20 protein-coding genes are annotated in these 24,580 nt (G+C 30.9%); 11 read left to right on the top strand and 9 right to left on the bottom strand.

The window, feature by feature from the left end:
- Positions 1-2 precede the first annotated feature (2 nt).
- A complete protein-coding gene (locus MPF19_RS07750) occupies positions 3-1,046 on the bottom strand; it encodes a glutaminyl-peptide cyclotransferase (RefSeq protein ID WP_249987606.1) in 1,044 nt (347 codons plus the stop codon).
- A 263-nt stretch (positions 1,047-1,309) separates the two neighbouring features.
- Here MPF19_RS07750 and MPF19_RS07745 point away from each other — a divergent pair, with 263 nt between their 5' ends.
- The 4 genes from MPF19_RS07745 (at position 1,310) to MPF19_RS07730 (ending at position 5,741) form a co-directional block, all read left to right on the top strand.
- The gene (locus MPF19_RS07745; RefSeq protein ID WP_203393902.1) at positions 1,310-1,561 is read left to right on the top strand and encodes a type B 50S ribosomal protein L31; all 252 of its coding nucleotides are present in this window, start codon (positions 1,310-1,312) and stop codon (positions 1,559-1,561) included.
- A 372-nt stretch (positions 1,562-1,933) separates the two neighbouring features.
- Positions 1,934-3,448 carry an FMN-binding glutamate synthase family protein gene (locus MPF19_RS07740; RefSeq protein ID WP_249987605.1) on the top strand — a complete coding sequence of 505 codons (1,515 nt, stop codon included), beginning with the start codon at positions 1,934-1,936 and terminating at the stop codon, positions 3,446-3,448.
- Positions 3,449-3,463: 15 nt separating this feature from the next.
- Positions 3,464-4,435, top strand: a complete 972-nt coding sequence (locus tag MPF19_RS07735) for a YpdA family putative bacillithiol disulfide reductase (protein ID WP_249987603.1) — start codon at positions 3,464-3,466, stop codon at positions 4,433-4,435.
- Positions 4,436-4,859: 424 nt separating this feature from the next.
- On the top strand, positions 4,860-5,741 hold the full coding sequence (locus MPF19_RS07730) for an NAD(P)-dependent oxidoreductase (protein ID WP_249987601.1): 882 nt from the start codon (positions 4,860-4,862) through the stop codon (positions 5,739-5,741).
- 141 nt (positions 5,742-5,882) lie between these two features.
- Here MPF19_RS07730 and glgP read toward each other — a convergent pair whose 3' ends face one another.
- The 4 genes from glgP to gcvP all read right to left on the bottom strand — a co-directional run bounded on the left by glgP (position 5,883) and on the right by gcvP (position 12,688).
- Positions 5,883-7,523, bottom strand: a complete 1,641-nt coding sequence (gene glgP, locus MPF19_RS07725) for an alpha-glucan family phosphorylase (protein ID WP_203393906.1) — start codon at positions 7,521-7,523, stop codon at positions 5,883-5,885.
- 214 nt (positions 7,524-7,737) lie between these two features.
- Positions 7,738-8,700: a sugar phosphate isomerase/epimerase family protein gene (locus MPF19_RS07720; RefSeq protein WP_249987598.1), complete on the bottom strand. Its 963-nt coding sequence runs from the start codon at positions 8,698-8,700 to the stop codon at positions 7,738-7,740.
- Between the two features lie 6 nt (positions 8,701-8,706).
- The gene (locus tag MPF19_RS07715; RefSeq protein WP_249987595.1) at positions 8,707-9,495 is read right to left on the bottom strand and encodes a 3-keto-disaccharide hydrolase; all 789 of its coding nucleotides are present in this window, start codon (positions 9,493-9,495) and stop codon (positions 8,707-8,709) included.
- A gap of 307 nt (positions 9,496-9,802) precedes the next feature.
- Complete coding sequence (gene gcvP, locus MPF19_RS07710; protein WP_249987592.1) at positions 9,803-12,688, bottom strand: aminomethyl-transferring glycine dehydrogenase; 2,886 nt, start codon at positions 12,686-12,688, stop codon at positions 9,803-9,805.
- A gap of 186 nt (positions 12,689-12,874) precedes the next feature.
- On the opposite strand from gcvP, the gene MPF19_RS07705 reads away from it, so the two are divergent.
- The 3 genes from MPF19_RS07705 to MPF19_RS07695 all read left to right on the top strand — a co-directional run bounded on the left by MPF19_RS07705 (position 12,875) and on the right by MPF19_RS07695 (position 16,613).
- Positions 12,875-13,696: a UbiA prenyltransferase family protein gene (locus MPF19_RS07705; RefSeq protein WP_249987589.1), complete on the top strand. Its 822-nt coding sequence runs from the start codon at positions 12,875-12,877 to the stop codon at positions 13,694-13,696.
- A gap of 140 nt (positions 13,697-13,836) precedes the next feature.
- Positions 13,837-15,729 carry a phosphoglycerate dehydrogenase gene (serA, locus tag MPF19_RS07700; protein ID WP_249987588.1) on the top strand — a complete coding sequence of 631 codons (1,893 nt, stop codon included), beginning with the start codon at positions 13,837-13,839 and terminating at the stop codon, positions 15,727-15,729.
- 11 nt (positions 15,730-15,740) lie between these two features.
- Entirely contained in the window at positions 15,741-16,613 is an 873-nt protein-coding gene (locus MPF19_RS07695; RefSeq protein WP_249987586.1) for a M23 family metallopeptidase, read from the top strand.
- Positions 16,614-16,931: 318 nt separating this feature from the next.
- On the opposite strand, the gene MPF19_RS07690 is transcribed toward MPF19_RS07695, so the two are convergent.
- The 4 genes from MPF19_RS07690 to MPF19_RS07675 all read right to left on the bottom strand — a co-directional run bounded on the left by MPF19_RS07690 (position 16,932) and on the right by MPF19_RS07675 (position 20,218).
- Positions 16,932-17,609 (bottom strand): YiiX/YebB-like N1pC/P60 family cysteine hydrolase, encoded by a 678-nt coding sequence (locus MPF19_RS07690; protein WP_249987585.1) that lies wholly within the window; start codon positions 17,607-17,609, stop codon positions 16,932-16,934.
- A gap of 126 nt (positions 17,610-17,735) precedes the next feature.
- Positions 17,736-18,317, bottom strand: a complete 582-nt coding sequence (locus MPF19_RS07685; protein ID WP_249987582.1) for a hypothetical protein — start codon at positions 18,315-18,317, stop codon at positions 17,736-17,738.
- A gap of 121 nt (positions 18,318-18,438) precedes the next feature.
- Positions 18,439-19,008, bottom strand: coding sequence for an outer membrane beta-barrel protein (locus MPF19_RS07680; protein WP_249987579.1), 570 nt, complete (start codon positions 19,006-19,008; stop codon positions 18,439-18,441).
- Positions 19,009-19,030: 22 nt separating this feature from the next.
- Positions 19,031-20,218: a C40 family peptidase gene (locus MPF19_RS07675; RefSeq protein ID WP_249987577.1), complete on the bottom strand. Its 1,188-nt coding sequence runs from the start codon at positions 20,216-20,218 to the stop codon at positions 19,031-19,033.
- Positions 20,219-20,358: 140 nt separating this feature from the next.
- Here MPF19_RS07675 and kynU point away from each other — a divergent pair, with 140 nt between their 5' ends.
- The 4 genes from kynU to MPF19_RS07655 are packed head-to-tail and all read left to right on the top strand — an operon-like array spanning position 20,359 to position 24,575.
- Positions 20,359-21,618, top strand: a complete 1,260-nt coding sequence (gene kynU, locus MPF19_RS07670) for a kynureninase (RefSeq protein WP_249987575.1) — start codon at positions 20,359-20,361, stop codon at positions 21,616-21,618.
- A 53-nt stretch (positions 21,619-21,671) separates the two neighbouring features.
- Positions 21,672-23,081 (top strand): FAD-dependent oxidoreductase, encoded by a 1,410-nt coding sequence (locus MPF19_RS07665; RefSeq protein ID WP_249987573.1) that lies wholly within the window; start codon positions 21,672-21,674, stop codon positions 23,079-23,081.
- 13 nt (positions 23,082-23,094) lie between these two features.
- Positions 23,095-24,042, top strand: a complete 948-nt coding sequence (locus MPF19_RS07660; RefSeq protein ID WP_249987571.1) for a hypothetical protein — start codon at positions 23,095-23,097, stop codon at positions 24,040-24,042.
- Between the two features lie 8 nt (positions 24,043-24,050).
- Positions 24,051-24,575, top strand: a complete 525-nt coding sequence (locus tag MPF19_RS07655; protein WP_284041423.1) for a DUF1697 domain-containing protein — start codon at positions 24,051-24,053, stop codon at positions 24,573-24,575.
- Positions 24,576-24,580 lie beyond the last annotated feature (5 nt).

Raw genomic sequence — 24,580 nt, 5'->3', positions numbered from 1 at the left:
AATTATTGTTTTTTAATCAATTCAATTTCAAATAATTTGCCCCAATGTTTACCTGTTACAAAAAGACGATTATTCTCTGCATCAAAAGCAATACCATTTAAAACCTCGTCTTGTGGCACTAACTTCTGAGTTTTTTCCATTTCTGCATGCAAACCTTTTAAATTTGCAATACCTTCTACAACACCCGTTTTAGGGTCTATAATAACAATAGCATTTTGTTGATATTTGTTCGCGTAGATTTTTCCATTGATCAATTCTAACTCATTTAAGTTATCTACTGCATATTTATTGGTGTATACTTGTATTGATTTTAGTTCTTTTAAAGTATCCGGATCTAAAAACCAAATTTTAGAAGTACCATCAGATTTTATCAACTGAGTTCCGTTATGAGTAAAACCCCAACCTTCTGCACTATTATTGTATGCAAACTCTTTTTCTTGTTTAAAGGTTTCTAAATTATACACAAAACCTTTTTTACCTTGCCATGTTAACCAATAAATTTTGTTGTTAAAAATAGTCATACCTTCACCAAAGTACTTTTTATCTAAATCTATTTTTTGTAAAACTTTACCGGTTTTAATTTCAACCTTTCTAAGATTAGATTGACCTCTACGACCTGTACTCTCATATAAAAAACCATCGTGATATTCTAAACCTTGTGTGTAAGCAGTTTTATCATGCGGATATTCATTTATAATTTTATAGTCATAAACAATAGGAGTTTTATCAGCTAAAACCTCAAAAAAACTATTTTCTTTTTTAGTTTTTTCAGCATAAAAAATCAAGGCAGATATTTTATGTTTTCCAACACCCAAATTAGTGGTGTTTATAGAAACCGTATTTCCTTCAGAAGAAACTTCTTTTCCATTCACAAAAAACTGGACATTAGTTACTGGTTTGTCTTCTTTTTCTTTTAGAGTAACCTCTAAATTAGAATTTAAAGTAACTTGTTTTTTATGGTTTAAGCTAAATTTATACACATCAGAACAAGATGTAATTAGTAAGAAACACGCTAAAAAAGCAACCAATAGAGTACTATTTTTCATTTTTTGTAATTTTTTATATTAAATTTTAATCTTTTTAGTATTCAAAAAAGTGATAAAAAACCGCTATTCATCAACAAAAGTAGGTGTAAAAGTAACTATTGTGTTTATTAGACCAAATAAAAACGAAATATTTATTTGTTAATTAAAAAATATAGTTAAATTTGCATCCTCAAAATAGTAAAAAACAACTATTTAGAGAATAGAGTAAGCCTTACCAACTTTACTCATGCAAACATAACATTAAAGTATTAAAATATAATAAAATGAGAAAAGGAATTCATCCAGAAAATTACAGAATGGTAGCTTTTAAAGACATGTCTAACGAAGATGTATTTTTAACACGTTCTACTGTAGACACTAAAGAAACGTTAGAAGTTGATGGTGTTGAGTATCCTTTAGTAAAATTAGAGATTTCTAGAACATCTCACCCATTTTACACTGGTAAATCTAAACTTATTGATGCTGCAGGACGTATCGATAAATTTAAAAACAAATACGCAAAATTCAAAAAATAATTTTTTTAGAATTTTCAACATATTTAAAACTCCAACATTTATTTGTTGGAGTTTTCTTTTTTACCACATAGACACATGGTTTACATAGCGCTATGTTTTTTATGTGTCTATGTGGTAAATATATTATTTTGGGCGTTCCCTAAAGGTCAGGCTTTTCACTATATCTTTTTTGAATTTGTCATTGCGAAGAAAGTTTTTTTCTTTCTGTGGCAATCTTGCTTTTCTATAAACAGATTGCTTCGTGCCTCGCAATGACATTATTAAGCATAAAAAGGATGCCGTTGCAATCCTTAACGCAAACTATTTGTAAGGCTTGTGCAAAATATCGTACTAAATGACTATTTTTAAAGTCTTTTAAATAACTATTTTATAATGAGAAATACCTTACTTTCTATTTTTATAGGAATCACTATTTTATCCGGAGTTTTAGTTTACTTCATTCCGCAAATTGGCACTATTATTTTATTAGCTATCTCTTGTTTGCTAACCTTACTAGCAATTTATGACAGCTTTCAAACCAAGCATTCGTTGTTAAGAGCTTTTCCTGTAATAGCACGTTTACGATGGTTTTTTGAAGATGAAAGAGATAAAATTCAACAATATTTTATAGAAGACAATTTAAATGGTACGCCTATAAATAGAGAAAAAAGGAGTATTGTATATCAACGTGCCAAATTATCTAAACAAACAGTTCCTTTTGGTACACAGCATAATGTCTATGCAAAGGGGTATGAATTTGTAAAGCATTCTTTGTTTCCAAAAGATCATCATCATATTGCAGGAGAAAGAATTGTTTTTGGTTCAGATAAGTGTACCCAAAAATATGATGGTTCTATCATTAATATTTCTGCAATGTCTTTCGGTTCTTTGAGTAAAAATGCAATTATGGCATTAAATCAAGGAGCAAAAATGGGTAATTTTGCGCATAATACTGGCGAAGGTGGTATCTCACCTTATCACCTACAAGGAGGAGATGTTATTTTTCAAGTAGGAACTGGGTATTTCGGTGCAGGAAAACACGATGCCGATGGAAAACGTTTTTTTGATGACGAAATTTTTAGAACGAATGCCATTCGTCCGGAAGTAAAAATGATTGAAATTAAGTTTTCTCAGGGAGCAAAACCTGGACATGGAGGAATTCTTCCGGCAGTAAAAAACACAGAAGAAATTGCAGAAATTCGTGGAGTTATTCCGTTTACACAAGTAGATTCACCTCCAGGACATTCCGCATTTTCTAACTATGAAGAAATGATTGTTTTCATACAAAAAGTAAGAGATTTATCTGGAGGAAAACCCGTAGGAATCAAATTTTGTGTGGGTAATAACGAAGAAATTGAAACCATGATGCAAGCTTTTGCAGATGCTAATAATTATCCAGATTTTATTTCTGTAGATGGAGGAGAAGGCGGTACGGGAGCTGCACCAATGGAGTTTACTAATTATATTGGCACGCCACTTGTTGAAGGATTAGTTTTTGTAAATAAACTTTTAATAAAACATAAATTAAAAGATCAAATAAAAATTATTGCAAGCGGAAAAGCAATTGATGCTTTCGATATTATAAAATACTTGTCTTTAGGTGCAGATGCAATTGGAATGGCAAGAAGTTTTATGTTGAGTTTAGGGTGTATACAAGCTAGAGAATGTAATTTAGATACGTGCCCTGTTGGTGTTGCTACACAAGATGACGATTTGGTAAAAGCATTAGTGGTAGAAAAGAAAAATGTACGTGTTAAAAATTACCACAATAAAACTATTGAAGCAGTTAAAGAGGTTGTTGCAGCAATGGGAGTAGCGTCTATTTCAGATATAAAAGCTAATCAAGTTTTTAGACGTAGAAAAGACGAAGAAGTTGTTAGTTTAGAAGAAATTTTTTATCCTAATTAAAATCTTATTTATTTTATGAAAAATTTAGATATTGTTATAGTTGGAGGAGGTCCAATAGGTATTGCTTGTGGTTTAGAAGCTCAAAAAAAAGGGTTGACGTATGTAATTCTAGAAAAAGGTCCTATTGTAAATTCAGTGTACAATTATCCGGTGAACATGCAGTTTTTTTCTTCTTCAGAGAAATTAGAGATCGATGAAATTCCGTTTATTAGTAAAGAAGCAAAGCCAAGAAGAAGTGAAGCTTTAGAATACTACAGAAGAATAGCTACTTCAAACAAATTAAATATCAATTTGTTTGAAAAAGTAACGTCAGTTTCTAAAGTAGATAATGAGTTTACCATTGTTTCTGATAAAAACAGCTACAAATCTAAGAACATTGTTATTGCAACAGGTTTTTATGATATTCCAAATTTATTAGATGTCCCTGGAGAGAATTTACCAAAAGTTTCTCATTATTATAATGATCCTCATTTTTATGCAGGACAAAAGGTGGCGGTTATAGGGGCAAGTAATTCGTCTGTAGACGCAGCTTTAGAGTGTTATAGAAAAGGTGCAGACGTTACCTTAATTATTAGAGGAACAGAGGTTGGACAGCGTGTAAAATATTGGGTAAGACCGGATATTATAAACCGTATAAAAGAAGAAAGTATAAAGGTTTTTTATAATAGTACTGTAAAAGAAATAGCGAAAGATACGATTACAATAAATACAGAAAAAGGAATAGAAACGCTACAGAACGATTTTGTTTTGGCGTTAACAGGTTACAAGCCAAATTTTACGCTTTTAGATGAAATTGGTGTTTCTTTTTCTGAAGATGCAAATAAAATTCCTACTTATAATGATGAAACTATGGAAACCAATGTGGCAGGCGTATACTTAGCGGGTGTTATTTGTGGCGGAATGGAAACGCACAAGTGGTTTATAGAGAACTCTCGCATTCATGCAAAGATGATTATTGATAATGTAGTAGGGAAAAATAATAATTAATTTCTTTATCGTTCTTCGTTTGTTTTTCATTTTAAAGATAATTGGAAATCATTATAATCTTTTTATGGTATTGCCTTAAGAATAGTTTGTGTTCAATTATCTTGATTTTTAATCATTATTTTTCTGTATAAATTTACATATTTTACTTTTTTTAACTGATGATTGTAATTTATTTAACTATTTTATTATGAGGTAGATAGGTGTGGTGTTTGCTCCCTTTTAATAAGTGATTACTTGTGTAAATTATTGTAAATCAGTTATTTGAGTTGTTTTTTTTGGTTCTTTCTTACATCAAGATGGATCTTTCCTTCTATTTTTATGTTTATTTAACGCATCAATCCTTCATTGAGCTTGGTTAAATACTTTTGTAAGTGCTAGCAGAAGCATATCTTTGTAGCTACAATTATAATTTAAATAAGTAAATATGAAAAAACCCACTATCGGATTTATCGGACTAGGCCTTATGGGCGGTAATATGGTTGAAAATCTGCAAAAGAGAGGTTTCGAGCTAACAGTAATGGATCTTAATAAAGATGAAGTTGCAAAAGTTATTGCTCGCGGTAATGCTTCGGAAGCTGTTTCACCAAAAGAATTAGCAGAAAAGAGCGATATTATAATGTTCTGTTTAACAACTTCTGCAGTTGTTGAGAAAATAGTTTATGGAGAAGAAGGTGTTTTAGCTGGAATTAAAGAAGGTGCCGTTTTAATTGATTTTGGAACTTCTATTCCTGCTTCTACTATTAAGATAGGTAAAGATTTAGCTGCAAAAGGTGCTGGTATGATTGATGCTCCACTTGGACGTACTCCAGCTCATGCAAAAGACGGATTGCTTAATATTATGGCAGCCGGTAATAAAGATACTTTCGAGAAAGTGAAGCCCGTTTTAGATGAGCAAGGTGAAAACGTTTTCTATTTAGGAGCTTTAGGTGCAGGTCATACAACTAAATTGATCAATAACTTTATGGGGATGACTACTGTTGTAGCAATGTCTCAAGCTTTTGCTGCAGCAAAATTAGCTGGAGTAGATACGCAACAATTATTTGACATTATGTCTTCTGGACCGTCAAATTCTCCATTCATGAAATTCTGTAAGCATTATGCTGTAGATAACGTAAGTGATTTAGGTTTCTCTATAAACAATGCAAATAAAGATTTAGGATATTTTGTACAAATGATGAATGATCTTGGTACAACTTCTAAAATAGCAGAAGCTACATCTTCTAACCTTCAAGCTGCAGTAGCTGCTGATATGGGGAATGGAAATGTACCTGAAATTTTAGATTATTTCATGCAATTAAAAAAATAGTGTCGAAATTATTTTTAATTAAACTTAAAGTTTTTTTGGTTTAAAAATCAATATTTCAAACATCTATTTATAACAAAAAAAACCTGAACATGTATTTGTTCAGGTTTTTCTATTTTTAAGATTTATTGATTAAGATTTTACTTAAAATAATTTTTTATAATAATCATCTGCCATTCTTTGAGTGGTAAACTCCGGAATAACATCATCCATAGCCTTAAATACTATTTTTTGCCATTTTTTAGGAGCGCCATAATACATTGGTAATACTTTGTTCTCTAAAATATTGTATAAATTATCTGTGTCTAATTTATCTTGCTCATAGGTTGGTAACTTATAATCTAGTGCAGGTAATACGAAACAGTTTTCTTCGTCTTTTTTAAATTCAGGAATCCAACCATCATCCGTAGATACATTTACAGATCCATTCATGGCAGCTGTCATACCACTTGTACCAGAAGCTTCTCGTGTTATTCTAGGAGTGTTTAACCAAACATCAGACCCACATTTTAATTTTCTAGACAAATCTATTTCATAACCAATAAGTACGGCTAAATTTGGCTCTTGTTTAGATTGATGTACCAAATGGTTAAAGGTGTCAATAGCACCATAATCAAACGGATATGGTTTTCCTGCCCAAATAATTTGTACAGGATATTTTTCGTTATGTAATAATCTTTTGAAACGATCGTAATCATGTAAAAGTAAATCGGCTCTTTTATAACCTGCAAAACGTCTCGCCCAAACAATTGTTAATACATTTGGATCTAACTTTTTACCAGTCTGTTTATATACCTCTTCAAAAAGTTCACTTTTTAATTCCAGTTTTTTCTTTTTATAAGCAGTCGTATTTCCTTTCTTCCAAGATTTTTTAATAGTTTCATCTTGCCAGAATTTTTGATTTTGAGCATTCGTAATCGGTATTATTTCACAGATACCATCATAGTCTTTCCACATATCGTTAGCAACAATAGCATGAAGTTTAGAGACTCCGTTTGCTTTTCTAGCCATTCGTAAGGCAGATATGGTATAATTAACCATGTCTCCATTCACCATTTCTTTATGTAATTCTTCTTCAGAAAGAGATCTGCCAAAGAAACCACATCTGTTTAAAAGACGCGCATCGCGTTCTTCATTCCCGGCTTTTTCCGGAGTGTGCGTTGTAAATACCATTTGTTCTTTGGTTACACCTTGGTCTCTTAAATAATAAAAAGCAGGTAAAGCATGTCCTTCATTTAAATGGTAGGTGTCAGCACCTCCTAAAGCCTCTACTACCTTCGCACCCGCAATTCCTAAAACAATACTTTGAGATATTCTAGTTATTGGGTTTTGATCATACAAATGGTTTGTAATCGTTCTAGTTAAATGGTCGTTTTCTTCTACATCCGTACTTAAAAAGTACATAGGTACGGTTCCAAAAACTTCTGGTTTTAAAACATAAGCTCTTACTTTTACATTCGGATTGTCATGAAGTTTTATAGTTACTTCAATACCTGTATATTCTAAGAAATCGAAGTGTTTTTCATTAAACTCTGTTTTTAGTGTTTGGTCATCATTTCTTGCTTGGTCGTAGTAGCCATATTTCCATAGCATACCAATACCAATCATATTTTGTTTTTGTTCTAAGCCAGAACGCATGTGAGATCCTGCTAAAAAACCTAAACCTCCAGAGTAAATATTAAAAGCCTGATCAATACCAAATTCCATACTAAAATATGCAACTTTCTTTTTATATTTTGCTGCCGGTTTGTAAGGATGATGCCATTTACTATATATATGTTCCATAGAATTTTCTGTTAAATTTTAAGTATTAAAAGTAAAGAAAATTCACAACTTATAGTATAATGATAATAATAATTTTATGTAAAATTTTTAATTTATAATGGGTATAAATTTATTGAAATTTGTTTGCTTTTAGTTTTTGGTGATAAAAATCATTGCAAGTTGAAGGTAGGGTAGAGGTATTTTTAAGTATTTTACGGAATAGGAATTATAGTTGTTATAATTCTGTAAAAACCATCTCAAGTAATGCTTTTGTGGCTTTTATTCCTTCAGGTTCAGAAAGAGAATTCCCTTCATATTCAATACCTATATAACCTTTAAATCCAGATTCTTTTACGATTTTCATCATTCTCAGAAAATCAATTTTTGTTTCACGCCCTGTTTTATCAAAATCGTACGATTTTGCACTAATCCCTTTTGCAAAAGGAATTAGTTCGCTAATACCCTTATATCTATCATATTCAGATAGACAATTCTTCTCAGAATCACGACTTAAGCAGAAATTCCCGAAATCGGGAAGAGTTCCTACATTTTCCATTCCAACATGTTGTATAACACTTGCAAGCCACGCACCATTAGAAGAGTTTCCTCCGTGATTTTCTACAATGATATTAATGCCTTTTTCTGATGCATATTTACCTAGCTTAGAAAGGCCATCAATAACATTTAGTGCTACGTCATCTGCGTTACCTTTACCGGCTGCATTTACGCGAATAGAATGAGCGCCTAAGTATCTAGCAATGTCTACCCAAGCATAATGGTTTTCTACAGTTTTCATTCGCTCCTTAATATTTGGATTTCCTAGATTTCCTAAACGATCACACATAATTAAACCAACGCTTACTTTATTTTCATCACATTTTTGCTTAAAGGTTTTCCAATATGTCTTGTCATTTACTTTAGTTCTATAAAAGCTATTTACAAGTTCAATAGAATAAATGTCATAAGAGGCCGCTATTTTAGGGAAGTCCATTGGATCTAAGCTACCATCTTTAAAAGCTCTATGCAAAGACCATTGAGCAAGTGATATTTTAAAATCTGAGGTAGATTCTTTATTAGCTGTTAAAGTTTTTTTAGCAGTTTTTGATGATTGAGGTTTGGAATTACAAGATATTAATAGAAAATTCGCAAATAATATTAATATAAAATGGACAAATGAAATTGTAAGTTTTCTTTTCATTATTTTCTAATTAAGATTTTTAATTTTTATTTCTCTAAATTCTATTCCCTGTCCTTCTGCTTGTAACGCGATGAATCCTTCCTTTAAAGGTTTCCCGTCAATTTTTATACGCTTATCATAGCCTTTTACTACTTTTCCGCCAATTTGTGGTTTAGTATATTCTAATACTTTATTGTTTTCAACAATATGTGTAATTAATGAATCTCTATAAACAATTACTTCTCCAGACAACCATTGATTCCATTTATAGGTTTTAGAACTTGAAGGTATACAGTGTTTCGGATCCATTTCTCCTTTAAAAAACACTTCTGTTCCGGGAGAGCACATATTGCCTGTAGGTCTAGATTCATTTTCTTCTCTCTCTGCTAAAATTTGGTATTCAACAGAAATTGGCCAATTCTGATCTTTTAATATACTATTTGGATTTTGAGAATGAATCATTACACCACTATTTCTATAAGTACCACGTGGAGCATCTTTCATCCATTGGTCTGTAAATCGATATTCAAATTTTAAATGGTAAGAAGAAAAAGGTTTTTCATAATAAAGGTGTCCAAAGCGTTCTCCAAATTCAGAATACTCATTATAATTAACCTGAATTGCACCATCTACTACTCTAAATGTGTTGGCGTAATTATCGCCAACTTCATGATGGTTTATTTTTGTAACCCAACCATTTAAATCTTTACCATTAAAAAGGTAGACCCAATCATTATCGGTTTTTGGGGTGTTAGAATTACATGAGTTTAATGTTGTTATTGCAATTAGTAATAGAATTATTTTTAGCTTATGCATATATTGGATTCAATTTTTACGGTAGATTATTAGTGACGAATTTATTTTAAATATTTTGTTTTAATGTTAACAAGAGTATGTAAAATGTTTCTAAGAGTTCATTTAATACTATTAAAAATTGAAGTATAATTGTTTTCTGAACGCAAATAATACTGTATTATATATTCATTTATGCATTCAGTTTAGCATGTTCAGTTGAGTTCTTTTTTTGAATCAAAACATCAACATTGCAAATAACGGTTTTTTAAAACAAGAAAACCGCTTCAAAAAGAAACGGTTTTAAAATATTAAAAGAACATTGTGCGTTCTACATATAATCTTCAATTGGGTTACAAGAACAAATTAAGTTTCTGTCTCCAAAAGCATCATCTACTCTACGAACAGAAGGCCAAAATTTATTTTCAGCAATATATTCTAAAGGAAAAGCTGCTTGTTTTCTAGTGTAAGGTAATGTCCATTCATCTGCAGTTAACATTTCTTGCGTATGAGGCGCATTCTTTAAAGGATTGTTGTCATTCTCTTTAGATGCATTTTTAATCTCTTCACGAATTGAAATCATAGCATCACAAAAACGATCTAATTCTGCCATAGATTCAGATTCTGTAGGTTCAATCATCATAGTTCCCGCAACAGGGAAAGAAACGGTTGGAGCATGAAAACCATAATCCATTAAACGTTTAGCGATGTCTACTACTTCAATTCCGTTTTGTTTAAAATCACGACAATCAATAATCATTTCGTGTGCAGCTCTGTTCATTTCACCAGAATACAACGTGTTGTAATTTCCGTGTAAACGTTCTTTAATATAATTGGCATTTAAGATGGCGTTTTTAGTAGAATCGGTCAATCCTTTTGCACCTAACATGGTTATGTATCCGTAAGAAATTAAACAAACTAATGCAGAACCCCAAGGAGCTCCAGAAACAGCTGTAATGGCATTTTCTCCTCCCGTAGCAATTACCGGGTTTGTTGGTAAAAACGGAACTAATTGCGGAGCCACACAAATTGGCCCAACTCCTGGTCCACCACCACCATGCGGAATGGCAAATGTTTTGTGTAAGTTTAAGTGACAAACATCTGCGCCAATTGTTGCAGGATTTGTCAACCCAACTTGTGCGTTCATATTTGCGCCATCCATGTATACTTGTCCGCCGTTATTATGAATAATTTGTGTAATTTCTTTAATCGCTTTTTCATATACTCCGTGTGTAGAAGGATATGTCACCATTAAAGCAGCTAAATTATCTTTATGTAAAATTGCTTTAGCACGTAAATCTTCAACATCAATATTTCCTTTCTCATCAGTTTTGGTAACTACAACCTTCATACCAGCCATAACAGCTGACGCAGGATTTGTACCGTGCGCGGAAGCAGGAATCAAACAGATGTTTCTATGAGAATCGTTGTTAGATTCGTGATACGCTCTAATAGTCATTAAGCCAGTAAACTCGCCTTGAGCACCAGAATTTGGTTGTAAAGAAGTACCAGCAAAACCAGTGATAATATTTAATTGATGCTCTAATCTTTTTAACATTTGTTGGTACCCTTCAGCCTGATTTAATGGCACAAAAGGATGAATATTTCCCCATTGTGGATTGCTTAAAGGCAACATTTCAGATGCTGCATTTAGTTTCATGGTACAGGAACCTAAAGAAATCATAGAGTGGTTTAATGATAAATCTTTACGTTCTAATTTTTTAATATAACGCATCATATCTGTTTCAGATTGATACGTGTTAAATATATTGTTTTCTAAAAACGGTGTGTTTCTTTTGGTGTTTTCTGTAATAACTTCAAAATCTGCATTAAAAGATTCTTGTGTTAAAATTTGATGAAAATCACCTACACTTTCTGCTTCCGAAGCAACAGGTTTCTTTTTAAGTTGACCAAAAATGGTAAACAGATTCATTAAATCTTTTTGAGTAGTTGCTTCATTTATAGAGATAGAAATGTGTTTTTTATCAACATAATTAAAGTTCACTTTAAAAGATTCTGCTACAGATTTTAATTTAATACAATCTATTTCTACTAATAAAGTATCAAAATAAGAAGTATTCAATTGATTGAAACCTGCTTTATCTAAGTAATCTGCAACTAATTTAGTTTTGTTGTGTACAGAATCTGCAATAAATTGCAAACCATTTTTACCATGGTAAACAGCATACATACCTGCCATAACAGCTAATAGAACCTGTGCAGTACATATATTAGAAGTCGCTTTTTCTCTTTTAATGTGTTGTTCTCTAGTTTGCAATGCCATGCGTAATGCACGCTCTCCATGTATATCTTTGGTAATACCAATAATACGACCAGGCATGCTTCTTTTATATTTTTCTTTTGTTGCAAAATAAGCGGCATGAGGTCCTCCGTAACCTAATGGAATTCCGAATCGTTGCGTGGTTCCTACAACAACATCAACACCAAATTCAGCAGGTGCTTTTAATTTTACCAATGATAAAATATCTGCAGCAACGGCTACTTTTATGTTGTTTTCATTCGCTTTAGTAACAAAATCTGCGTAGTCATAAACCTGCCCATGTTTTCCTGGGTATTGTAAAATGGCTCCGAAAAAATCCTCAGAAAAATCGAATTCTTCGTGGTTTCCAATCACTAATTCAATACCAATAGGAGTAGAACGAGTTTGTAAAAGAGATACTGTTTGAGGTAAAATTTCTTCAGAAACAAAAAACTTGTTTACATCAGCTTTCTTTTGGGCTCTTTCTCTAACGTCAAATAATAAAGCCATTGCTTCTGCAGCAGCAGTACTTTCGTCTAATAAAGAAGCATTTGCCAATTCCATTCCTGTTAAATCACAAACCATGGTTTGAAAATTTAACAAAGCCTCTAATCTACCTTGTGCAATTTCTGCTTGGTATGGAGTATAGGCAGTATACCAACCCGGGTTTTCAAAAATATTACGCTGAATAACACTTGGCACAATAGCCTCATGATAGCCTAAACCAATGTAAGTTTTAAAAACTTTATTTTTTTCTGATAACTCTTTTATATGTGCTAAATATTCATATTCGCTCTTAGCAGGCGCCAAATCTAACTCATTTTCTAAACGGATATCATCTGGAACAGTTTGGTAAATTAACTGATCTAAACTATCCGCTTTTATAGTAGATAACATTTTTTCTTGTTCCTTTTTATTAGGTCCAATATGTCTGTTTTGAAACAAATTTGTATTCATGTAATAAGGTTTTGATTAGGCTCATTTCAATCGATATAGTATGTGTTTTATCACCTCTAAACCAATTGATTTTAAAAGTCTCAAAAGTAGGGAAATAATAAAATAATTTTCTCCATTTCTTAAGCAAAAACGAGAGAATTATCAACCAAAAATGAATGTTATGAACATAAAACCTATTTTTGCCGAATGAGATTCTTAAAATTAGTGTTCGACTTTTATATAAATGCAAGTATTCATGTTGCATTTTCTGTATATGCATTTTTAAGAATTACAGAAATTTATTTAGAGTTGCCTTACAATGGCAACTTAAACTACTTTATATTTTTTGGAACTATTACAGGGTATAATTTTGTAAAATATGCGGGTATGGCAAAATTACATCACAGAAGTTTAACAAAAGGTTTAAAAAATATCCAGATTTTCTCGTTTTTTTGTTTTTTAGCGTTGTGTTATTTTGTGGTTCAAATTTCTGTAGAAACCTTGTATTACACGATTCCTTTTTGTTTGTTAACGGTGTTATATGCAGTTCCTTTTTTAAGTGGATTCGATAAAAATTTAAGAGAAGTCAGTTACTTAAAAATTATTGTGGTTGCCTTAGTTTGGGCTGGGTTTACGGTTTTAATTCCGCTGATAGCTGTAGGTGAGGAAATTACATTAAACGTGATGCTTTTAATGTTGCAACGGTTTTTAATTGTTGTAATTTTAATACTACCGTTTGATATAAGAGACATAATGTATGACGCTATTTCTTTACAAACAATACCAAAAAAAATAGGCATAGAAAAAACGAAGAAATTAGGATTAATGCTATTGGTGTTTTCATTAGTCTTAGAATATTTAATTTCTAGTGTTAGCATGGTAAAAACACCATTTATGATTTTCTTTTTTCTATTGATTATTTTCCTGATGAGGGCTAGAACAGCACAATCTAAGTACTATAGTTCTTTTTTTGTTGAGTCTTTGCCAATTGTTTGGTGGTTACTTCTTTTAGGATTTCATAATTTTTAAGGTTAAAAAACACTTTATTACTATTATTTTTTAATATAAAGAATAAATAAAAAAGATATCATAAAACTTTAAAATAGCTTTATAGTATCCTACTATATTTGTAGATTTACTCACTTAAATTCAACCAAGATTCTTAAGTAATGATTACCACAAAAAGAAATTATATTTTCGATTTTGACAGCACCTTAACCAAGGTAGAAGCATTAGATGTTTTAGCTGAAATCACCCTTGAAAACAATCCTAGAAAAGACGCAATTATTCAAGAAATAATTGACATTACCAATTTAGGTATTGACGGAGAAATATCCTTCACGGAATCTTTAGAAAGAAGAATTAAGCTATTAAAAGCAAACAAAGCCGATTTATCTGGTTTAGTAGTAGCTTTAAAAAAGCAAGTATCAAAATCCATAGAAAGCAACAAAGACTTTTTTGAAAAGTTTGCAGATGATATTTATGTGATTTCTTGCGGATTTAAAGAATTTATAGATCCTATTGTAAAAGAATACAATATACCTTCAGGTAGAGTGTATGCAAATACTTTTGAGTTTGCAGAAGATGGAGAAATTATTGGTTTCGATGCCAACAATCCACTTTCTCAGCACAACGGAAAGATAAAGTGTTTAAAAGACATGAACCTAGAAGGAGAAATACAAGTTATTGGCGATGGGTACAGCGATTATGTAACTAGAGAAGCAGGTGTAGCAGATAAGTTTTTTGCGTACACAGAAAACGTTTCTCGAATTAAAACAACAGAAAACGCGGACCATATTGCCCCAAATTTAGATGAATTTTTATACGTAAACAAGTTGCCAAGAAATATCTCATACCCAAAGAACAGAATTAAAATTTTATTATTAGAAAACGTACATCCAGATGCTTTTAAAAAGTTGTCTTCAGATGGTTTTTCTGTAGAAACCGTTTCTAAAAGTTTGTCTGAAGACGAATTGATAGAAAAAATTAAAGACGTACACGTGTTAGGAATTCGTTCTAAAACAAACGTTACTCAAAAAGTAGTAGATGCTGCAGATAAATTAATGGTAGTAAGTGCTTTTTGTATTGGTACCAAACAGATAGATTTAGATGCGTGTAAAGAAAAAGGAATCGTTGTTTTTAACGCACCTTATAGTAATACACGTTCTGTTGTAGAGTTAGCAATAGGAGAAATTATTATGCTAATGCGTAGTGTTTTTCAAAGAAGTACAGAAATTCACAATGGTCAATGGAATAAAACAGCAGAAGGTTCTAGAGAAGTACGTGGTAAAAAACTAGGTATTGTTGGTTATGGTAATATTGGTAAACAATTATCAATTTTAGCAGAAGCTTTAGGTATGGATGTTTACTATTATGATGTAGAAGATACTTTAGGTTTAGGAAATGCAACTAAAGTTGATAAATTATCAGACTTATTAGCGCTTTCTGATGTGGTTACTTTACACATTGATGACAATGCTGCAAACAAAAACTTTATTGGAGAAAAAGAAATTTCTCAAATGAAAGATGGTGCACTTTTAGTAAACTTAGCAAGAGGTTTTGTTGTAGATATTCCTGCATTGGTGGCTGCTTTAAAAAGCGGAAAATTAGCCGGAGCTGCAGTAGATGTATATCCTTCTGAACCTAGAAAAAACGGAGAATTCTATTCTGAATTACAAGGTTTACCAAACGTAATTTTAACACCACATGTTGGTGGTAGTACAGAAGAAGCGCAAAGAGATATTGCAGATTTTGTGCCAAGTAAAATTATGGCGTATATCAATTCAGGGAATACAGTAGATGCTGTAAACTTCCCAAATATTCGTTTGCCAAGACAAACAAATATACACCGTTTTTTACATATTCATAAGAATGTGCCGGGTGTAATGGCTAAAATCAATAAAGTTTTAGCAGAATATGATTTGAACATTAATGGTCAATTTTTATCTACAGATTCAAAAGTAGGATATGTAATTACAGATTTAGACAAAGAATACAACAAAGAAGTTTTAGATGCCTTAAGAGAAATTGAAGGGACGATTAAATTTAGAGTGCTGTATTAGTAATATAGCCAATGAATAAATATCTATTTATTTTCATTTTATTAATTTCTTATAATTCATTCTCTCAACTTAATTTTAAAACCTATTTTAAAAAAGCAGAGAATGGATTTGAGTTTTTAGCAGACAACAATGAGTATTGTCCGGTTTCGGTTGAAGTAGATTTAGAGTTAGTGAATTTGTCTACATCTAACGGGAATTTTAAAACGTACCTAATTCCTGCAAGAACAAAAGACTTTGTAATTACTACATTAAAAGCAATAAAAGCAGGTAAGTACAAGTACAACTCCAAAACAAGGTATAATTACGGAGATTTTGCAACGAAGGTGAAAGATACGGTTGCAGTAAAAGATAAAGACACTATTTCTGTAAAAAAGAAAGATACTGTTTCAAATCAAGAATACATTTACAACCTCCCTTATAAAAAAGGAAAAAAGTTTAAAGTGTCTCAAGGCTATAATGGGGCAGAAACACATCAAAAGAAAAATGCGCTAGATTTTCTCATGCCAATTGGTACAGATATTTATGCAGCAAGAGAAGGCGTTGTAATTAAGGTGGTAGATTATAATACCAAAACCTGTATAACAAAAGGCTGCTTAGAGTATAATAATTTTATTTTAATCTACCATTCAGATGGTACATTTTCAGAATATTCTCATATTAACACTAATTCGGCTAAAGTAAAACCAGGATATAAGGTAACAAAAGGTCAGTTAATAGCAAAAAGCGGAAACATTGGTTGGTCTACAAATCCACATTTACACTTTGAGGTTTTTAAGCAAGAAATTATCAAGCGAGAAACCCTTAAAACCAAGTTTAAAATTAACGACGGAACAGAAGCTTCGGTTTACTTAGAAGAAAACGTAAAGTATCAAAGAAAGTATTAACTCACTTTATAAAGCTTAAAACACCCTTCAGATATTGTAATTTGAAGGGTGTTTTTTTTGAAGCTATTTCCTGCTTTCCACTATATCTTTTTGCAGAAAAAGCAAAAAGGATGAAAGCCTGTCTTGAGCGAAGTCGAAAGGTTTCAATCAGGGCTAGACTTGTTTGTTAACATGCTGTCATTCCGAGAAACGAAGTAATCTGTTTATTAAAAGAACAAATGCTGTTTTTATTAAATTTAGGTAAGAAATACAAAATAGAATATTAAATAATTTTGTACGCTATTGTCAACTGTAATTTATATAAAATAACTTTATCATTTATTCATTCTCATAATCATGTACAAATTTAATACGAGGGCTGCTAGCCATCAAATTTGGGTTTGTACCTTCAATGCCCTCAGGAATAGGTTGGTTTCGAGTTTTGTAATAAGCTTTCCAACTAGGCATTGGGTTTCCTGAGCTGTCGTTAAACGTCATTGAGTGTGTAAGAAAAGGAATAGATTCTGTTGGTAAATCTTGAGAAGAAAACATTTTATAAACTAATTCTGAGCAATAATAAGAGTTGTCATCCCATAAAAAAATCTCATCATAAGGCGTATTTATTCTTTCTACTCCATATGCTATTGCTTTAGATATATAAGGTTGGTAATAATTATCTAGTCTTGCAACCGTGGTTGCAGATTTGTTGAACTTATTTTTATTTCTGTTCAAAAACTTTATTAAAGGAGTTTGGCAAATTCCTTCTTTAGGAATCGCCTCTATTACAAACCATTTTCCGTCTTTTTTCATTGCCATTCCAACATGAGAATAGTTTTTAGCTAATGAAGTTGCTGTTACATCTTTAATGGCATTATCAATTTCGCCCGTTCCTGTATTCTGAAACAGTAAATCACCTTGTTTTAATTCAAAACTACTTTTGTTTTTATTGTTATGGCAACTTAAGAAAACAAAGGAGAACATAATGAGGATGCAAGTTCGTTTTGGTGTTTTATTCATGATTGTTTTGTAATTGATTTTTAAGGCATTTTTAAATTAGGACCAATATTGTTGTGTTATAAAAAGTTGCTTTTTGGGTAAAACATTATTCTATTTATTTTTTATAAATGGTGTTTGCTTTAGTATTTACTTGATTAGTTTTTGAATTTTGTATTCATTTTTCTTTTCATTGTAAAAATTTATGTCAATTAAATTATTATTCAATAACCAATTTATTTGTTCGATAAAAGTTTCTTCTGGAATATCAAAATCTACTCTAGAATATTTTTCAACTAAACTCTTTTTCGATTTTTTAATTAAAACGGAAGCAAATTCTTCAACCTCATCTCTTGATGGAGAATCTAAGTAAAAAATTAGATTTCCATGAGTTGTATTAATCGTTAAAGTATTATTCATAGGAGCTTTTAAAGCAATAATACCTAAAAAGAGCATGAAAATTCCACCCCAAATAATTACGTCTTTTTCTCCATTAGAATTTCCCTCAATAAATAATCCAACCCAAGATAAAATTGCAATTAAAATAAATACGATTCCAATAATATTAACTCCTTTTTTAGAATGTGTTTCAATAGTTTTGTAATGAGCAATATTCTCAATATCAACAGACCATTCTTTTGTACTTAAAAGACTTTTTTCTTTGACAAATAGTTCATTAGCTATTAATTCAAATTCTTTAGTTTTTTCTCCTCGTTTTTGTATTAATTTCATTTTTAAGTAAATTAAAGCTAACGTGATTTAAACACTAAAGTTAGTAAAATAATCAGATATGGAAAGCCTGAGAATATTTTATTAATATTCTTGCAATTAGGTAATTAATTGTTGTGATACGTTATTTTTTATTATTCAGCGGAAATGTAATTCCAACAGCAAAAGCTCCAGCGAATTGTTGGACTGATGGTTGAAAATAATAAGTAAATCCTAAATCAACATTATTATTCTTTCCTAACTCTAGTCCAATTGAAAAAGGGATGTGATATATAATTCCACTTTTATCAATATTATCGAAAGCTGTAAATGTTTCAAATTTTCCAATTGAAGTACCTATTCCAATTTCAACGTATGGTGCAACCCAAGGAATTGGTGCCCGAACTCTTGCTTTTCCTCCAAGTAAAAAAGCTTTTGATTCGGCTTTTTCATTTGTCGGATTGTCATTTAAATCTTTTCCGTTTGAATTTGTCAAAATAAAACCTGCGTATGGTCTTAATTCAAACCAAGAAGCCACTTTTAATACTAGTTCTCCTTGTATAAAAAAACCATTATCAGCAATCTCGTCAATGCTATTGTAAGGAGCGCTAATACCATATCCGATCTGAGCATTTATTGATTTTTCTTTTATAAACTGAGCTTCAACTAAATTTGAAGTCAGAACAATCATTAATAATATCAGCGTTTTATTCATAATGTTTTACAATACGTAACAACTAAAGCTTTATTTTTTCTTTCAAGTCTACAATCATTTCATCTTTGACACCTAAATAACGTTGACTTCCTAAATATCTATTCTTATTAAATTCATCATAGTTAGCTTCATCAGCGTTCATAGAACTCAAATGCACGTTTCCAGAAGAATGGATAAATTCCATTTTGTTATTACCTAACCAAATACCAACATGCGTAACACGTTGTTTTTTATTTGGGGTCGCTTTTGTACCAAAGAAAAGTAAATCACCTTTCTCTAAACCTTCAAGTTTTAAGTTTTTATCTACGGTTTTACCAGCATTTATTTGTTGCGAAGCATCTCTAGGAATGATAAAACCATTCATTAAATACACCATTTTAGTAAAACCACTACAATCAATTCCCTTACTAGAAGTTCCGCCCCATAAATAAGGAAAACCATTCATGGTTTTAGCTACAGTTTCAATATTTTCTTTTGATGCAACTATATTTTTTAGCCAAGAACTATAAATAACAGCTTCATTCTTTTTAATAAATCCAATTCTGTTGTCAGGATATTTTACTTTATAGAAATCATTGTCTTCAGAAATATATTGAAGCAATCCTCCTAAAGTAATGTCAGAAACAATTTCAGAATTTGCTGATTTATCAACGTAAGCATACCCGAAAATCTCAGTAAAAAGTACCTTTATAGAGTTATTCCAAGCATCAAACTCACTTTTAGTCATCAATTGAATTCCGCCTTTATCAACCCAAGAAATATAATTGTCTGGAGTTTGAATTCTATAGAAATCACCTTTTTTATCCAATACTTTTAAAGACATTCCAAGCAAACCCTGTGTGCCCAATTCTGCAGAATGTTTTGGTTGAGACCGAATATTGATGACCGAATTTCTAGCAATTGCATATTGTAGTTTTCCTACAGCAGAATCAGGTAAAATACGTACATGATTGGTAAATGCTAATTTTCTATTTTTTAAGCTGTCTAAAAGTATCGAAAAAGCTTTTTTAGAAGTAGTTTCTCCTTCTAAAATAAGATGATTGTCTACTGATTCAAATTTGATATCAAACAATTCCACACGCTTGTCTGGAGCAAATTCTGCTTTTAAACTCGATTGAATATTTTCTAATTCAGTTATTGTTTTTGTGTCGTTTTTACAAGACATAAAAACAATTAGCATTAAAAAAGAAACGTTTTTTATAATTTTCATTAAAAATGTTTTTGCTAAAATACAAAACTATATTCTTTATAATTTGTGAATTCGTGGTAAAAAAGTTTGAAATTCACATCTAAAAATTGAAATCTAATTAGGATTGTTTTATATTTGGAAACACTCATTTTTTAACGCTGATGAAATATCAAAATAATTTAGAATTTGCCAAACAGCAAGATAAAGAAGATCCACTTTCTTATTTGCGAAACCGATTCCATATTCCGAAAGACAAAAACGGAAAAGATTGGTTGTATTTTACAGGGAATTCTTTAGGCTTACAGCCAAAATCTACCAAAGGATATATCAATCAGGAATTAGAAGATTGGGCTAATTTAGGAGTAGAAGGTCATTTTGAAGCAAAAAATCCATGGCTAAATTATCATGAATTATTAACTGATAAAATGGCGAAAATTGTTGGCGCAAAACCGATAGAAGTTGTGATTATGAATACCTTAACAACTAATTTACATTTGTTAATGGTGTCGTTTTACAGGCCAACAAAAACAAAATATAAAATTGTTATAGAAAGTGATGCTTTTCCTTCGGATAGATATGCAGTGCAATCTCAATTAGAATTTCACGGATTTTCTAAAGACGATATTATTGAGTGGAAACCAAGAGTAGGAGAAGAGTTACTTAATATAGAAGATTTAGAAACGATTGTAGAAGAACAAGGAAACGAAATTGCATTGTTATTAATTGGAGGTGTAAATTATTACACTGGTCAGTTTTTAGATTTAGAGCGAATCGCTCAGATTGGTCATGCTAAAGATTGTGTTGTAGGAATTGATTTAGCACACGGAGCAGGAAACATTCAACCAAATTTGCATGAATCAGGAGTCGATTTTGCTGCGTGGTGTACGTACAAATACTTAAACTCAGGACCAGGGAGTTTAGCCGGATTATTTGTCCATGAAAAACACTCAAAAAATAAAGAGTTACCACGTTTTTCTGGATGGTGGAATCACAATAAAGCCACCCGTTTTAATATGAGAATGCCTTTTGATGTAATGGAAGGAGCAGAAGGTTGGCAATTATCCAATCCTCCAATATTATCTATGGCGGCCATAAAAGCTTCTTTAGATCTATTTGATGAAGTTGGTATGGATGCTTTGAGAGAAAAATCAGAAAAATTAACTGGCTATTTCGAGTTTTTAATCAATGAAATTGGTTCTGAAGATATTAAGATAATTACACCAACAAATTCGAAAGAACGTGGTTGTCAATTGTCCATTCAGGTTAAAAATGCGGACAAAAGTTTACATAAAAAACTAACCGAAAACAATATTATTACAGATTGGCGAGAGCCAGATGTTATCCGTTGTGCGCCAACTCCATTATATAATACTTTTGAAGATGTGTACAGCATGGTTTCAATATTAAAAGAGTTATTGTAGATACAAGAAACCTCAAAGGTTTTAAAAACCTGTGAGGTTTAATTTTTGAAAAAATGAACAGAAAAGATACTATACTAATAATAGGTGCTGGTTTATGTGGAAGCTTACTTGCTTTACGCTTAGCGCAAAGAGGTTATAAAATAGAATTGTATGAAAGCAGACCAGATTTAAGAAAAGTAGATATTTCTGCCGGAAGATCTATCAATCTAGCTTTATCGGACAGAGGTTTTAAAGCATTGCGTTTATGCGGAGTAGAAGAGAAGGCTAGAGAAATTTGTATTCCTATGTTCGGACGATTAATCCATGACAAAAAAGGAAATACCTTTGCTTCTAATTATTCTGGTCGAGAAAATGAATATATCAATTCTATTTCTCGTGGCGATTTAAATGCTCTCTTATTAAACGAGGCAGAAAAGCACGAAAATGTAAACATTCATTTTAATAAAAAATGTAAAAATGTTGATATAGAAAATAATACCGCACATTTTAAAGATTACGAAACCAAGCAAGAATTTTCTATAAAAGCAGATGTAATTTTTGGTACAGATGGCTCAGGTTCTTCTCTAAGAAAAAGCTATTATTTAGAACGTAAATTTTTGTTTAGCTATTCTCAGAATTATCTAAATCACGGATATAAAGAATTAGAAATTCCTGCGGATAAAAACGGGAAACATCAAATTAGCAATCAGCATTTACACATTTGGCCTCGTGGTGATTTCATGTTAATAGCCTTACCCAATTTAGATGGTAGTTTTACCGTTACGCTATTTTTAAGTTATACTGAAGGCGAATTTAATTTCGAAAATTTAACATCCGAAGAAAAAATAACACAGTTTTTTGAGCAAGAGTTCCCCGATGCTTTGGCAATCATTCCGAATATAAAAGACGAATTTATAAACAATCCAACAGGTGCTTTAGGAACCGTAAAATGTTCGCCTTGGTCTTATCAAAATAAAACCGTTTTATTGGGTGATTCTGCGCATGCAATTGTACCATTTTACGGACAAGGTATGAATGCCTCGTTTGAAGATGTTACTGTTTTTGATGAAATTTTAAATCAAAATTTAGATTCTTGGGAAACTGTTTTTAAAACCTATCAAAAAGCAAGAAAACAAGATACGGATGCCATTGCAGATTTAGCAATTGATAACTTTTATGAAATGCGAGATCATGTGGCAAATCCTATTTTTAAAGAGAAAAGAAAAATAGAAATGGATTTAGAAAAGACGTTTCCAACCCAGTATTTTTCCAAATATTCCTTAGTCACTTTTAATGCCAATATTGGGTACAATGAAGCCATGAAACGCGGTAGAGCACAAGACAAAGCGTTGTTGAGTTTAATTGCAGGAGATGAAGTCCACACGCATTTAAACATGACAAAAGACGAGTTAAAAGTTATTTTAGAGAAAGTGATAATAGAGACCAATATTATTTTAGAAGAGTATGATCTAACAAGATTATAATATGAGGTAAGTAATGAAAAATAAACTTCCAATAAATATATTTGATAAAAATATTAAAAATGATGCAGAGGCTAAAAAAAATGTAAACTCGTATTTAGGTAAAAAAAAGAGAGGAAGTGTTTCTAATAATAAGATTTTTAAAACTATTCTAAAATTTGTTATAAGTATTATTGGTGTTTTCTTAGTAGCTCTTGTATTAAATTTTATTATTTCTGAAGTTAAAAAAGCAAATGAAGACCCTATTGTAAGTGCTACGAATAAATCTATAAAAAGGTTGAATTTAGCAAACAAAACATTAAATATTGATTGGGAAAAAAAAGAAAATAGTATTTCTGATCTTTTAATTTACACAAATGATACTGCAGCAAACTTAACTGTTAAATTATACCCTAATTTTAAAAGAGATAATTATAGAGGGATGTTTACATATATTACTTACGATGCGGAAGCTAGAAGTATAGAACGGTTTTTAAATAAAAAAGATACTTTAGGGTATCGTGCTTATCTAGAAAAAGATTCTTTAAAAGTAAGATTAAGTATTTTTACTAATGTTGAAAATGAAATTAATTACAATGTCTGTAATACTTTTTTTCATACAGAAAAAGAGAAAAAGATGCTTTTAAAATTAATGGATAAAAAGAAAAAGCTTTCTAAGTTTCAAAAAAGAATGTTAAGAATTGATAGAATAAATGAAAGACAAGTCAGTTTTATTGATTTTAGCGAAGAGGAATTAAAAAAGGAAAAACTAGAGGGTAGTATTAAAAATCTTTTTTATCATAAAATTGATTTAAAAAACCCTAAACATTTGTTTTATTTTACAAGTAATAATTCAGAAATGAAGCAAGAAGAATTTAAGTTAAAAACAGCATCTTTTAAAAGGTTTTTACTTAAAAAAGAAGATACTGCAAATTGCTGTTTTATAAGAAAAGTAAAAATAACATTACAAAAACCAACCAATTAGTTCATATTATGAAGAGTTTTATTGTTTTATTAAGAGGAATAAATGTGTCGGGAAAAAATAAACTCCCAATGGCAGAACTACGTGATTTATTAAACGATTTAGGTTTTAAAAACGTACAAACATACATTCAGAGTGGAAACATTATTTTAGAATCAGATGATGGTAAATCTGTGATTTGTAAGAAAATTAATGAAGGAATTCAGAATAAATTTGGGTACGACGTTCCTGTAATTGCAAGAACAATTCCTCAATTTAAAAAAGCAATTGCTAGTTACCCTTTTCCAACAGACAACACCAAAATAGTTGCCTTTGTTTTTTTAAATAAAAAAGTATATGAAACAAAAGTTGAGGTAAAAGATATTGAGAACGATAAATATTTAATAGATAATGATATGGTATATATTTATTGCGAAACTGGTTTTGCTAAAACTAAACTTTCTAATAATTTATTTGAGAGAAGCTTGTATGTAAGCGCAACAACTAGAAATTATAATACCACATTAAAGTTATTAGAGTTGGCAGAAAGCAATTAAAATTG

Source organism: Polaribacter sp. Z014 (assembly GCF_023555435.1).
GTDB lineage: Bacteria > Bacteroidota > Bacteroidia > Flavobacteriales > Flavobacteriaceae > Polaribacter.
Note: the sequence above shows the minus strand (reverse complement) of the source record. Positions and strands in the feature narration are given on the sequence as shown.

Bases quoted from the DNA above. Each gene is read 5' to 3' on its own strand.
- glgP (WP_203393906.1), bottom strand. From the start codon at position 7,523: ATGGAACATATATATAGTAAATGGCATCATCCTTACAAACCGGCAGCA.
- serA (WP_249987588.1), top strand. From the start codon at position 13,837: ATGATTACCACAAAAAGAAATTATATTTTCGATTTTGACAGCACCTTA.
- MPF19_RS07680 (WP_249987579.1), bottom strand. From the start codon at position 19,008: ATGAATAAAACGCTGATATTATTAATGATTGTTCTGACTTCAAATTTA.
- gcvP (WP_249987592.1), bottom strand. From the start codon at position 12,688: ATGAATACAAATTTGTTTCAAAACAGACATATTGGACCTAATAAAAAG.
- MPF19_RS07685 (WP_249987582.1), bottom strand. From the start codon at position 18,317: ATGAAATTAATACAAAAACGAGGAGAAAAAACTAAAGAATTTGAATTA.
- MPF19_RS07715 (WP_249987595.1), bottom strand. From the start codon at position 9,495: ATGCATAAGCTAAAAATAATTCTATTACTAATTGCAATAACAACATTA.
- MPF19_RS07735 (WP_249987603.1), top strand. From the start codon at position 3,464: ATGAAAAATTTAGATATTGTTATAGTTGGAGGAGGTCCAATAGGTATT.
- MPF19_RS07665 (WP_249987573.1), top strand. From the start codon at position 21,672: ATGAACAGAAAAGATACTATACTAATAATAGGTGCTGGTTTATGTGGA.
- MPF19_RS07660 (WP_249987571.1), top strand. From the start codon at position 23,095: ATGAAAAATAAACTTCCAATAAATATATTTGATAAAAATATTAAAAAT.
- MPF19_RS07695 (WP_249987586.1), top strand. From the start codon at position 15,741: ATGAATAAATATCTATTTATTTTCATTTTATTAATTTCTTATAATTCA.
- MPF19_RS07720 (WP_249987598.1), bottom strand. From the start codon at position 8,700: ATGAAAAGAAAACTTACAATTTCATTTGTCCATTTTATATTAATATTA.
- MPF19_RS07730 (WP_249987601.1), top strand. From the start codon at position 4,860: ATGAAAAAACCCACTATCGGATTTATCGGACTAGGCCTTATGGGCGGT.
- MPF19_RS07705 (WP_249987589.1), top strand. From the start codon at position 12,875: ATGAGATTCTTAAAATTAGTGTTCGACTTTTATATAAATGCAAGTATT.
- MPF19_RS07675 (WP_249987577.1), bottom strand. From the start codon at position 20,218: ATGAAAATTATAAAAAACGTTTCTTTTTTAATGCTAATTGTTTTTATG.
- MPF19_RS07690 (WP_249987585.1), bottom strand. From the start codon at position 17,609: ATGAATAAAACACCAAAACGAACTTGCATCCTCATTATGTTCTCCTTT.
- MPF19_RS07740 (WP_249987605.1), top strand. From the start codon at position 1,934: ATGAGAAATACCTTACTTTCTATTTTTATAGGAATCACTATTTTATCC.
- kynU (WP_249987575.1), top strand. From the start codon at position 20,359: ATGAAATATCAAAATAATTTAGAATTTGCCAAACAGCAAGATAAAGAA.
- MPF19_RS07745 (WP_203393902.1), top strand. From the start codon at position 1,310: ATGAGAAAAGGAATTCATCCAGAAAATTACAGAATGGTAGCTTTTAAA.
- MPF19_RS07750 (WP_249987606.1), bottom strand. From the start codon at position 1,046: ATGAAAAATAGTACTCTATTGGTTGCTTTTTTAGCGTGTTTCTTACTA.
- MPF19_RS07655 (WP_284041423.1), top strand. From the start codon at position 24,051: ATGAAGAGTTTTATTGTTTTATTAAGAGGAATAAATGTGTCGGGAAAA.